Raw genomic sequence first — 12,928 nt, forward strand, 5'->3', positions numbered from 1 at the left:
GACCGCGGAACAATTCCGCAATCAAGCCGCCTAAAATTTTATCTATTTAACCTGTATACTTGACGGGACCTAGTGCCGATCCGCTAACGGTTTTTAGTTTTACTTAAATAATTATTTGTTATAGAGCTTAGGGAATTCGCGTTGGAATTCAGCAATATCATCGTATTCGCTTGCGAGTTCGCGACTCAGACGAATGTAGATTGGTATTAACTTACGGTAAATTGGATAATTATCCTTGTCTGGTTGATACTTCTTTTCTTTTCCGATGTACTTCGTAATTCCTTGAAGATCACTTTCTAGACCAAGACTCATCTTGGCAAGATACATCGCAGCGAGACAACCGCTTTCGTAAGAATCGGGAATGGTAATTTCGTGCTCATAAATATCAGCCATAATTTGCCGACCGAGTGAGGAGCGAACAAAGCCCCCAGCCACCAGAATATCCTTTGGATCTCCAGTAACTTCAGTTAAAGCAAGGGTTGTCATGTAAAGATTGAAGACGATTCCTTCTAAGACGGCACGGATCATATGAGCACGCGTGTGGTTACGGTTAAGGCCGAAGAAAGATGCCCGGGCATTGGCATCCCACAATGGGGCCCGCTCACCACCGAGATATGGGTGGAACAGCAAACCAGCCGATCCAGCAGGAACGGTTTCCGCAATCTTAGTAAGAATATCGTAGGAGTCTTGTTGGAGGAGTTTGGCAGTTTCCTGTTCACCACCGAAGAGGGCATCATGAGCCCAATTGAAGACAATCCCACCGTTATTAATTGGTCCGCCGACAAGGTACTTTCCTTCCATAATTGGGTAGCAGTATAGACGAGCCTTCGGATCAATTAATGGCTTATCCATAAAGGAACGAACAGCCGCTGAGGTTCCAATGTTGATGGCGAGGGTCCCAGTTTCAAGGGCGCCCACCCCGATGGTTGATAATGCACCATCAGTTGCCCCCATTACGATGTGAACATCATCAGGGACGCCCATTACTTTCGCATACTCTGAACGAATGCCCACGATTGAGTGAGTGGTTGGAACTAAGGTTGGTAATTGATCCTTCTTAACTCCGACCATTTCGAGGATTTTATCATCCCATTCGAGAGTTTGCATGTTTAACAACCCAGTCGCAGCTGCCATTGAAGTTTCTTCAGCTAGTACGTTGGTATAACGCCAAATGACGTACTCTTTGATACCAACCCAAAAGGCCGTTTTATTGCAGAGCTCAGGATGTTCATTTTTTAACCATAGTAACTTATAGAATGGCCCCATCGGGTGGATTGGTAGTCCGGTCCGTTTGTAAACCTCCAGTCCCTTGCCATTTTCCTTAAATTCGCGAGCATATTTTTCAGCCCGGTTATCAGCCCAGGTAATGGTTCTGGTTAGTGGTTTGTAGTTTTGATCTAGAGCAATGAGGCTGTGTTGTTGCGCTGACCAAGAGATGGCGACCACTTGGCCATCAGTTAACTGCGCCTTAGTAACCACTTCTTGAATGGCTTGAAGAGTTGCGTTAAAAATGTCATCCGGGTCTTCTTCAGCCATGTCCGGTTTGTTTTGATATAAGGTATAGCCCTTATTAGCTTTGGCGAGAATTTTACCATTAATATCATAGAGTAATGCTTTGGTACTGGTGGTACCAATGTCAATGCCAACGATGTAATCCATAGTAATTCCTTCCTTTATGTCTATTTTTTTAAAGTAGTTGATTGTAGAGAAAAAGTGATATATCAGATAATACTTAGTTACAGTTTAAAATGTTTTCTGAATGGCGTCAACACCATTCTAAATATTTATACATCAGCAAATAAAACGCTTTCTAAAATAAAAATTACTCATCCATCAAATTGATAAAAAAGTTGAAAATAAATTGACATTAAGATGCCCCATGATATAATGAAAGCGTGTTCGGGTAATACTAATATATCAGTTATCCATTAACATTTATGGAGGGATCTTATGGTTAAAATTACGGATGACTACAAGCAGGATGAACAGGCCTTTACAAAGGCTGGCATTAAAGTTCCTACTTATAGCCAAGCAGAAGTTGCTAAAAAAACATTAGCTGCCCCACGTTGGGTTCACTTTGGTGGTGGAAACCTCTTTCGGGCCTTTCACGCAGCAATTGCTAGTCATTTAATTGATGCCGGTAAATTAGATGAAGGAATTATTGTTGTCGATACCCATGATGACAGTATTATCGAAAATGTTTATAAGAAATTCAACAATCGGATGTTGCGGGTCATCACAAAGGCGGATGGCTCACAGGATCGTGAACTATTTGCACCAGTTGCCGATGCCATCTATGCTGGGCCAGTAACTGACGATACGTCCAGCCTGGAAAAGTTAAAGGACATTTTTAATCAAGCTAGTTTGCAATTAGCCACTTTCTCAATTACGGAAAAGGGTTATGCACTCAAGGATGCAGAAGGTAATTTCTTCGCTCCAGTGACCCAGGATATTGAAAATGGACCAGCTAAGCCACAAAACAACATGTCCTTATTAGTAACCCTCTTATTATCGCGGTTTAAGAATGGGGCAACCCCAATTGCTTTGTTGAGTACGGATAACTTCTCTGAAAATGGGGACAAGTTAAAGGATAGTGTTCTGACCATTGCTAAAGCTTGGCAAAAGAACGGCTTTGTTGATCAGGACTTCATTGACTATCTTTCTGATGATAGCAAAGTTTCATTCCCATTATCAATGATTGACCGGATTACGCCAAACCCTTCAGAAACGGTTTCTGAATCCTTAAAGAAGGATGGCTTTGAAGATGCTGATTTGATCCATACTGAATCCCACACGACGATTGCTTCATTTACAAACACTGAAGAAGCTCACTACTTAGTTGTGGAAGACAAGTTCCCGAATGGCCGGCCAGCATTTGAAGATGATGGTGTCATTATGACTGATCGTGACACCGTTAACTTAGCTGATCAAATGAAGGTTACGGCTTGCTTGAACCCATTGCATACGGCATTGGCAATTTACGGAACAATTTTGAACTTTAAGTCGATTTCATCAGAAGTTCAAGATCCTGATATGAAACGTTTAATTCTGCAAATTGGTTATGGTGAAGATTTACCAGTCGTTCAAGATCCAAAGGTTTTGAGCCCACGGGACTTTATTGATGAACTGGTTAATAAGCGGTTACCAAATCCATACATTCCGGATACGCCACAACGGATTGCAGCCGACACATCACAGAAGGTTGGTATCCGTTATGGGGTCACGATTCAACACTACGTTGACGATCCAAAGCGGAATCCAGCTGATTTGAACTTCATTCCATTGGTAATTGCCACTTGGCTGCGTTACCTAATGGGCATTAATGATGAGGGTGAGAAGTTCCAACCTAGTCCAGATCCATTATGGGATGATTTGCATGCACAAGTTGCTGACATCAAGTTTGGTGATGCTAACCAAGACGTTCATGATGCCGTAAAGGGAATTTTATCTAATAAGTCCATCTTTGGAAATGACCTTTACGCAGTGGGCTTAGGTGATAAGATTGAAAGTGACTTCAAAGAAATGTTAGCTGGCAAGGGGACAATTCGGAAGACCCTGCAAAAGCATTTGGATGAAGAAAGTAAAAACTTTGACTAATTAAAGTAAGAAAGGGAATATTAGATTATGACTGAAAACAAGATTGCCGTAGTAAACTCAAGTAGCTTTGGACAAATTTTTAAGGAACACTGGGAAGAACTCGAAAAGATTGGTCAAGTTGACCGCTTCATGGTTGACCCAGAAATTTCTGGTAAGGATTTAGCAGAAAAATTAAATGGTTACAACATTATCATTGCTAGTGTTACGCCAAACTTTACTGAAGAATTCTTTGACAACATGGATGGCTTACAATTAATCTCCCGTCACGGGATTGGCTACAACAGTGTTGACATTAAGGCTGCTAAGGAACACGGTGTGAAGGTCACGATTGTTCCGCCATTGGTTGAACGGAACGCTGTTGCGGAAGCTGCATTAACCAACTTGATGGCACTGGTTCGTCAAGCACCAGCAGCTGCAGAACGTGAACGTGAAGGTCATTACGCAGACCGTGCGCACTTCATGGGCCATGAATTTTCTGGTAAGCAATTTGGTGTCATTGGCTGTGGAAACATTGGTGGTCGTGTTGCGGAATTGTTCCACTTCTTTGGTGGCGACGTTTTGATCACAGATCCTCATCCAGCAACGTCTGATGAATGGTGGGCTAAGAACACCTGGGCTAAGCGAGTACCTTTGGATGAACTCCTTGCTAAGTGTGATTACATTTCATTAAACGCTTCCCTTGATGATGACGATTACCACATGATCGATGCAGATGCATTGAAGAAGACGAAGAAGGGTGTTTACTTTGTCAACCATGCCCGTGGTGCATTGATTGATGAACAAGCAATGATGGATGCTGTTAAGTCAGGACAAGTCGCTGGATATGCTGCCGATGCAATGGAAGTTGAACCAGTTCCAGGTGACCATCCATTCTTACATGATGACCACTTCTTGATCACACCACACACCTCTGCTTACACTTACGAATGTTTGCACGGAATGGGTGAAAAGTGTGTCTCAGACGTTAAGAACTTGGTTTCCGGGAAGCCATTGGTTCGTGAATTAACGAGTCAACTTTAATTTAAGTCAGATTGATAAGGTTGGGTGTTTGCACCCAACCTTATTTTGTATAAGGAGCATTAATGATGGCAGATCCATTAAATATATTACATACAGTGGGTTTTCAGGAACTGTACCCGATTGTTCGGGCAGAACTACAATTGAGCAGCTCCCTCGACCGTGATCGATTAATTAAGGCGGTCCAGCGGGTGCATCAAATTATTCCTGAATTAGTAAGAAAGTATGATTTGAATCATAATCAGTTTGTCAACGCTGGTTTTACCGTACATGATGTGGTCCATTTTGTTGATCACCCTCAAGAAAGGGTTGCTGGTGATTTAGATTGGCAAAGACAGCCGCAATGGGCAATCTACGTTTCCAATCAGCAATTGATTGTTTATGGTAGTCACATTTTATTTGATGGTGCTGTTTTTAAGGAGTTACTATACCTCCTTGCGGCAGCTTATAATCACCCAGAACAAGTTCAGGTGAAAAATCATCAGGATATTGATGGTATCAAACGTTTAATCAAACAGACCTCTTCAACTTCAAAGAATAATGATCATCCGAAGAAAAAATTATTCTTACCCAAGCTTGCTAATCCTCAGAGTGCTTCGCCCGAGTATCAGGTAATTGCCCAAAGGATTTCGGCTGACCAGTTTCAAAAGCTTCACCAACGGACGCATGAGGCTGGGATAACACTGAATGATCTATTTATGGCAGCCTTTGGGAAGGCAGTGCAACAGTATTGTGGAATTGACGAAATTAATCTTGCTTGTCCCACTGATATGCGTCAATACCTTTCTGATGCGGAGCAAAATCAGTTGCGTGTACAAAACTTAACGGGCCGTTATAATGTGGGAATTAAAGCGCCACTGGATGAAAGTTTGCTGGATACGGCAATCCACATTCATGAGAATATGAATATGGCCAAAGAACAGCGTGCTTTCTTAGAGTCGTTTCGGACAATGTTGAATAATCTTGCTGAGGGGGCTACCGTTCAAGAATTACAGAGTGATGTTGAGCAACACTACCACGTTCGTGAAATTGCCTACACTAATATGGCGATTATTGATGAACACCGGTTGGTTTTCGATGGAATTGAAGTTCAAAAAGCAATTTTATCGGGTGGTTTTCGGCGCATGCCTCACTACCAAATTTGTGTGAATACGTTCAAGAAACAATTATCGTTAGTTGCTAACGTCATTGGGACACCTGAAGAAATTCAATTAGCAAGATCCGTAATGACGATGATGAGGTTGTATTTATTGACATTTTAATGTAATCAAAAAAGTCGAGGACTCAAGCGAATCCTCGATTTTTCGTAATTTAATGATCTACTTTATTCACCCTGTTCTTTACGGGCTTTATCACGTTTATTTTGACCAGTGATGAAGTAGAATGGCAGGATAATGAATAATGCACCAAATCCGGCAATCAGCTGGAATGGCTTAGCATGAGCAAGCAGCCATACGGAAACAATCACTGCAAGGATTGGAATAATCCATCCACCAGGAATCGTAAATGATGACTTCTTGTCCTTCATTGTCTTTCTGAAGACCATGACCGCAATGCAAGTTGGAATGTATTGGGCGAACCGCGATACAACAGAAATGTTAACTAAGGTGAGGTAAGAACCAGACCAAGCAATCGCCATTGCCAATAAGGTGTGAATAACGATCGCAACGTATGGTGCACCTTTGCTGTTTTCGGCACCCAGCTTCTTTGGCATTTGGTGGTTATCTGCTAGTGAAGCAGCTAACCGTGGGGAAATAAAGGATGAGTTCAGTGCTAAACCACCCATGGAAAGGAAGGTTCCGACAATGATGACGGCTTCACCGGCGCGACCAGCGACCGCTTGAGCAGCATCTTGAAGTGGAACGGAACTCTTAGCTAAGCCACTTCCTAAAATCCCAACACAGGAAACAACCACTAGGACATAGATCAACGCAACTGCAATGATTACCAAGAGAAGTGCCCGTGGTAAGTTTTTCGATGCGTCCTTCATGTTTCCGGCAGTAATCACCAGTGATTCAATCCCGGTAAAGACCATGAACAAAGTAATCGTGGCGTTAGCGAAGCCATTAGCTGAACTTCCTGGAAGGAAGAACGGCGTAAAGTTAGCCGGATGTAAGAAGAATAATCCAACAATTGCAACTAAGAGAATTGGGACTAACTTAGCGACCGTCACCACGTTGTTAAAGATTGCTGAAGTCTTAACCCCAGTCATATTAATACAAATCAGGATAATACCAATAATGGTTACAATGATATTTTTGGCAGTCGTGGTTGCCCATGGCTTGTAGACACCACCGATCGCAGTGGCGATGGCTACGTATAATGTTCCTTCGGCAATAATCCGAATGGCCCATGTAACCACCCCAACTTCATATCCAATGAAAGGACCAAAGGCTTTTTTAGCATACAGGTAGGCGCCTCCGGTTTCCTTAAACCGTCCCGCACATTCGGCAAAACAAAGACCGATCATGAATACTAGAACGGCGTCGGCAAGTAATGCTAAGATACTAGCCGGCCCGAACAGGTTGTATCCTTGTCCAGGAAGTAGGAAGATTCCGGACCCCAGGATCCCGTTGACCCCAAAGAGTACGATACTCCAGAAGCCCATTTGTCTTTCGACAGAGCTACTTTTTACACTCATATTATGTCACCTCTCAAATTTTGGAGAATCTAACTACTACTTTATTATCACATTTTATGGGAGCAACCGCAAATTAGGAAGTTGATTATATGCATTTGTAAGGCATTCGTGCAAAAATGCCTTACAATTTACGGTTTTCCAGCCATTGTAATTGATTTCATTAAAGAAAGGAGGTTGGGATAATTCCCAACCTCCTTAATAATTTGGATAGAATTTACTTGTTCAAGCGGTAAACCCATTGCCGACCATCGCGTTCTAGCAGTTCGTCTGCGGCAACTGGACCCATTGATCCAGGAACGTAATTCGGGAATTGAGGTTCTTCAATGTCCCAAAGCTTCCGTGCTACGTCAACAAACTTCCATGCATAGGCAATTTCTGACCATGAAGCAAAGTTAGTGTGATTACCTTCCAAAGCATCATGGAAGAGCCGTTCGTATGGTTCTGGTGATTCAGCCTTCGTCGAGTCATCTTGCATGAACTTCAAGTCAACTGGTTCGGTATTGAATCCTTGACCAGCACTCTTGGCGTTAACCCGGAGTGAGAACCCAGCATCTGGTTCAACAAAGATTGTTAAAACATTGCTCTTCAATGATTGTTCTGACTTCATCCGTGGGTTAGCAAAGATATCAATCAATGGCTTCTTGAAGACCACGTCGATCCGGGTAAACTTGTCAGCTAACTTCTTACCAGTCCGGACGTAAAATGGTACTCCCGACCAACGGTAGTTGTCGAATAACAGCTTTGCTGCCACGAAAGTTTCAGTGTTGGATTCTGGATCAACACCATCTTCGTGGCGGTAAGCATTGGTATCTTGACCAGCGTCATATTGACCACGAACAAAGTTCGAAGCGGCTTCTGAGGGGGTGTAAACCCGTAGTGACCGTAATGCCTTGATTTTTTCAACCCGCACATCGCTATCGGTAAATGATACTGGTTGTTCCATGGCAAGTTGGGCAACCACTTGCATGATGTGGTTTTGCATCATGTCACGGAGGGCACCGGAATTGTCATAGTAGCCAGCCCGTTCTTCAACCCCGAGTTTTTCACTCAACGTAACTTGGATATTGTCGATGTAACGGTTGTTCCAGAGAGATTCGATGATGGTGTTGCCAAAGCGCAGCGCTTCGATATTTTGAATCATTTCCTTTCCGAGGTAGTGATCAATTCGGAAAATTTGGTTTTCGTTAAACGTCTCAGAAAGTTCATCGTTTAATTTCTTGGCAGATTCAAAGTCACGACCGAATGGCTTTTCGATAACAAGACGGTTGTAACCATCATCGGAAAGAAGGCCTTGTTTCTTTAAGTTCAGGGCAATCGTCCCAAAGAATTGGGGAGCCATTGACATGTAGAAGAGACGGTTGTCATCAGTACCAAACTTCTTACCTAATTCTTCAATCCGTTCCTTTAAAGCAACGTAGTGTTCAGGCTTTGTAACATCATGTGGTTGGAAGAAGAAGTGCTTAACAAAGTTCTTTGCTTGATCCTTTTCCGTTTCTTTGATGCTACTGATGGACTTGGCAACCATTTCTTGGAATTCTTCATCGCTCTTTTGCCGACGAGAAGTCCCTAAGAGGGCAAAGTGGTCGCCAATGTAACCCTTTTGATATAACTTGAATAGTGACGGGTAGAGCTTCCGTTGTGCCAAATCACCGGCAGCTCCAAATAATGTGATAACAGCTTTATTTTCCTTAGCCAAAATGTTCACTCCTCTTGAATACTAATTATATTCACTCATCGAGTATGATTATATACTTTCAAACAACCGATTGCATTAAAAAGGGAGCGTTTTCTTGACCGGTTAAAATTGTAACAAAATGGCTCAAATCGTAGACGAGTAGTGGGCTTGCGATTTGTTAAACGTTTGTCAAAAATTGGTCTAGGTCAAATTTTTTTGGATTAAATCTCAATCAACGCTTCTTTTTCTGCTAATAAACCGAAAACTGTGCAGATTACCACAACTAAGAATGAAATTATGAGGCTTAAGCTCCAGTTATTAGTGGCAGCCTTGAGCCATCCCGTGGTGACTGGACCGAGAGCGGCGATGATATAACCGAGTGATTGGACCATTCCTGATAAATCACGGGTGGTATTGGCATCGGTCGTTTTCAAACCAAAGAGGGTCATGATGAGTGAGTAACTGGCTGCTGTTCCTAAGCCTAAGCACAGGGTGATGACCGTAAAATAAGCAAAATTTGCGGTATGAACGAGCAGGCCAAGAAAGCCAACGGCAGTGAGTAGTGATGAACCGATAATTAACGATTGCCGATGAGCGAGTCGACTTGCCCATAATGGAATTATGAAAGCTGCTGGCATCGAAAACAATTGTAAGAATCCAGCGATGATTCCAGCGGCGTTGCTCGACATTCCATAATTACGGGCGATCGTAGGCAACCAGGTTACAGTAATATAAAACGACATTGATGATCCGGCCATGTAAAATAATAGGCACCAAGCCTGCCAGCTCTGCCAAATTGAATGGTGGTGGCGTTTAGCAGTGATTGAGCGTGGCATTGATTGAGTTGACTTGACATTTGGAAGCCAAACGATGAGGGTGACGACTACTAATGCTGAAATAAGCATCACAGCGATTTGCCAATTCCACAGTAAAGTGAGTGGTGTGATGATGTACGCGAAAATAGCGCTAAACATGTCTAATGAAACGCCATAAAGACTGGTCATTAAACCGACCTGATGCGGCAGTTGTTCCGTAATGATTGCTGGGAGGAGGACATTAATAAAAGTGATGGCGATTCCCACTAAGAATGTTCCAAATAACAAGCTGGAGTAAGAAAAGACCCGTAAGTAGGCGCCGATGGCTAGAACGATCAGCGCCCACAAGATGGCGAAGTTATTGCCTAAACGTCGACAAATGATGGGGACGACTGATGAAAAAAGCCCAAAACACAGTAACGGAATGGTAGTTAGAATTCCCAGATTAGTGACTGGGACATGAAAGCTGGTGGCAATTTCCGTAATGACTGATGGTAAAGCAGTAAATGGCGCTCGCATACAAGCACCGAGAAGGATAATTCCGGAAATTAAAAGGGCTTTTTGCCGTGACTGTAATTGTTGCATGGTTCTTCTCCCGTCTTGCTTAATTAACTTTATAGTAGCATAATTGGCGACCATTATTTGACTAAGGGGGTTGAAAAAACTATACTATAAGAAGATTTTTTACGGAGGAAAACGATGGCGGCAGATATATACCCCTTTTTAACTTTCGAAAATAGCAAAGAAGCGATGGACTACTACGTTCAGGAGTTTGGCGCAGAAATTATCGAAAGAACCCCGTTCACAGCGGAACAAATTCAGACGCTGGGACTCGATACAGATAATTTGGCAGATACAACGGCCCTTGGCCAATTTGAGGTAGCTGGGCACCGGATCTTATGTTGTGATGCGACGATGACGATGCCCCAGGCTTCATCATTAGTTTCATTATTTTTGGATTTTGGTGGCGATGTGGCAGCTGCTAAGGAACTATTTGACCACTTGGCTTCATCGGACCAACAACGGGTGACATTGCCGTTTGCTGATCACCTAGTTGGTCGTCAACTCGGTCAGATTGTTGATAAATACGGAGTCACATGGTACATTTCCAGTGGTGAAAAGGAAAATAATTAACCCTAAATAAAAGGAGCGTTGCAACGCAACGCTCCTTTTTGAATGCTCTATTCTTATTCTTCAACTGCTTTCCAGCGCTTTTGTAAGATTGAGTAGACATTATCGATATCTTCATCGGTTCCCCGTAACTCATAGTCTGCTAAGAATGGGGCATCAAACATATCACTGTATTTACGGGCGGTTAAGCAGTATTGTTCATTAAAGTTTTTGTTTCCACTACCGACAACTCCAATACACTTTTCGGCATTATCATTGGAAGCAATGTATTCACCAAGGGCATTCGTCATTAATTCATGAAAGCCAGAATCAAATCCATTACCACCATCGAGGTAAGTTGGGACAAATGCGAAAAAGTCTTGTTCCTCAGCAGCCGGTAACGTCTGGTCAGAAATTTCTTTAAGGTTGATTTCGAGATCTTGACTATTGATACTATGCTGTTGCTTAGCGAATGCTTGCAGACGCTTGAGGAATGAGCGGGTATTACCTTCGATTGAGATGTATAAGATATTCATTTTTTCCATAGTTGCTTATCTCCAATATTATGATTTATTTTGTGATGATGAATCCTGATTGGTGACCGTAGCCTTACGAACTTCGAACCAGTCAATATATGAATTTTCGTAATCACGAATTGTTAACTCAAGATTACCAATTTTAACGGTATCATTCGATTTAACGTGGGGGAAGTTGTCGAGGACGTAACCAGACAGAGTTACCGCATCGTCATCATCGAATTCTTTGATATCTTCATGGAAGAAGCGTTCAAAGTCATAAGTAGTTGTTTTACCGTCCACTTTATAGTGACCATTTGGCAGCTTGCTAATCATGTTGTCAGCGACATTATCAATTTCATCACGGACGGTGCCAAAGAGCTCCTCATAGATATCCTTATCAGTAATGATTCCTGAAGTACCACCGTATTCATCTACGACGACCACCATTGGCACCCGAGTGCGAATCATTTGCTCTAAGACTTCGGTGATTGCAGTATTCTCAGGGGTGGTTGGTAAGTGCCGGAGCACTTTTGAAACTGCCAGGTTACCATTAATTCGTGATTGCTTAATCAGGTCGTAGTTAAAAACATAACCAACGATTTTATCCTTGTCATTATCTGCAACCACGGGTAGTCGACTATACTTAGTGCGGATATATTTAGTCAGTGCTTCGTCCACCGTTTTAGTGATGTCAACGACGGTCAGCTGGGTACGGTCAATCATAATGTCCTTGGCGACTTTATCATTGAATTCGAAAGCTCGCTCCATATAAAGGAGGTCACCACGTTCGAGGGCCCCTCCCTTAACGGAGTTCCGGGTTAAACTAATAATTTCACCCTGGGAGAGCACCTCGTCATTTTCATCTGCGGGTTTCATGCCGAGCAAGCGGACGATCCCGTTGGCGGATGAATTAAGTAACCAAACAAATGGATAAAAGATGATATGAAAGTAGTGCAAGGGAGTGACCGTTGCCATCATCATTTTGACTGGAATGTCAATGGCGATGTTTTTAGGAACGATCTCTGTCAAAACCACTTCTAGATAGGTCAACAGTAAGACCCCGACGACTGCACTAATAACATGGACAACACTCGAATTTAATGACCAGTGGGGAAGCTGAAGGGCGTCCACTAGTAATTCTTCGAGGGTTTGTTCACCAATCCAACCGAGAATAATCCCGCACACAGAAGTACCAACTTGAGTGGTAGACAGGTATTCAGTCAAATTAGAGACCATCTTAATGGCACGTTTAATTTTAATGGAAGGCTTTTTACGGGCAGCTTGTTTTTCCTGGAGAGCGGTTATTCGAACCTGAACAAGGGCGAATTCAGCTGCGACGAAAAAGGCCGCGAAGATAAAGGTGACGATGATGATCAAAATGTTGATCATTATCTGACTCTGATCCACTGTTAAAGACTCCTCATGATAAATGTTTAACACAACGTTACAAAGTGATAATTAAGTTAATATTGCATAACGTGTTTTATTATACCATGGTAAACTAAAGACGAAATAGGCAAAACGTTGGTAATGACAAAAATAAGCCGCTTTCAGG

10 protein-coding genes are annotated in these 12,928 nt (G+C 42.6%); 4 read left to right on the plus strand and 6 right to left on the minus strand.

What is annotated here, in order from left to right:
- Positions 1 to 111: 111 nt before the first annotated feature.
- The gene (gntK, locus tag AC1EKL_RS02235) at positions 112 to 1,659 is read right to left on the minus strand and encodes a gluconokinase (protein ID WP_480188478.1); all 1,548 of its coding nucleotides are present in this window, start codon (positions 1,657 to 1,659) and stop codon (positions 112 to 114) included.
- Positions 1,660 to 1,950: 291 nt separating this feature from the next.
- On the opposite strand from gntK, the gene AC1EKL_RS02240 reads away from it, so the two are divergent.
- From AC1EKL_RS02240 to AC1EKL_RS02250, 3 genes are all read left to right on the plus strand, one after another.
- The gene (locus AC1EKL_RS02240; protein ID WP_480188477.1) at positions 1,951 to 3,597 is read left to right on the plus strand and encodes a mannitol dehydrogenase family protein; all 1,647 of its coding nucleotides are present in this window, start codon (positions 1,951 to 1,953) and stop codon (positions 3,595 to 3,597) included.
- A 27-nt stretch (positions 3,598 to 3,624) separates the two neighbouring features.
- Complete coding sequence (locus AC1EKL_RS02245) at positions 3,625 to 4,617, plus strand: D-isomer specific 2-hydroxyacid dehydrogenase family protein (protein ID WP_480188476.1); 993 nt, start codon at positions 3,625 to 3,627, stop codon at positions 4,615 to 4,617.
- Positions 4,618 to 4,682: 65 nt separating this feature from the next.
- The gene (locus AC1EKL_RS02250; RefSeq protein ID WP_480188475.1) at positions 4,683 to 5,876 is read left to right on the plus strand and encodes a condensation domain-containing protein; all 1,194 of its coding nucleotides are present in this window, start codon (positions 4,683 to 4,685) and stop codon (positions 5,874 to 5,876) included.
- 62 nt (positions 5,877 to 5,938) lie between these two features.
- On the opposite strand, the gene AC1EKL_RS02255 is transcribed toward AC1EKL_RS02250, so the two are convergent.
- From AC1EKL_RS02255 to AC1EKL_RS02265, 3 genes are all read right to left on the minus strand, one after another.
- Positions 5,939 to 7,255: an APC family permease gene (locus AC1EKL_RS02255; RefSeq protein ID WP_006916411.1), complete on the minus strand. Its 1,317-nt coding sequence runs from the start codon at positions 7,253 to 7,255 to the stop codon at positions 5,939 to 5,941.
- A 214-nt stretch (positions 7,256 to 7,469) separates the two neighbouring features.
- Positions 7,470 to 8,951: a glucose-6-phosphate dehydrogenase gene (gene zwf / locus AC1EKL_RS02260; RefSeq protein WP_480188474.1), complete on the minus strand. Its 1,482-nt coding sequence runs from the start codon at positions 8,949 to 8,951 to the stop codon at positions 7,470 to 7,472.
- 200 nt (positions 8,952 to 9,151) lie between these two features.
- Positions 9,152 to 10,330, minus strand: coding sequence for a CynX/NimT family MFS transporter (locus tag AC1EKL_RS02265; protein WP_480188473.1), 1,179 nt, complete (start codon positions 10,328 to 10,330; stop codon positions 9,152 to 9,154).
- Positions 10,331 to 10,444: 114 nt separating this feature from the next.
- On the opposite strand from AC1EKL_RS02265, the gene AC1EKL_RS02270 reads away from it, so the two are divergent.
- Positions 10,445 to 10,879 (plus strand): VOC family protein, encoded by a 435-nt coding sequence (locus AC1EKL_RS02270; RefSeq protein WP_480188472.1) that lies wholly within the window; start codon positions 10,445 to 10,447, stop codon positions 10,877 to 10,879.
- A gap of 53 nt (positions 10,880 to 10,932) precedes the next feature.
- Here the strand turns inward: AC1EKL_RS02270 and nrdI are convergent, their stop codons facing one another.
- Both nrdI and AC1EKL_RS02280 read right to left on the minus strand, forming a co-directional pair.
- Complete coding sequence (gene nrdI, locus AC1EKL_RS02275; protein ID WP_480188471.1) at positions 10,933 to 11,400, minus strand: class Ib ribonucleoside-diphosphate reductase assembly flavoprotein NrdI; 468 nt, start codon at positions 11,398 to 11,400, stop codon at positions 10,933 to 10,935.
- A gap of 18 nt (positions 11,401 to 11,418) precedes the next feature.
- Positions 11,419 to 12,762 (minus strand): hemolysin family protein, encoded by a 1,344-nt coding sequence (locus AC1EKL_RS02280; protein WP_480188490.1) that lies wholly within the window; start codon positions 12,760 to 12,762, stop codon positions 11,419 to 11,421.
- Positions 12,763 to 12,928 lie beyond the last annotated feature (166 nt).

The sequence above is a fragment of the Limosilactobacillus sp. C0001E2 genome, from assembly GCF_056590915.1.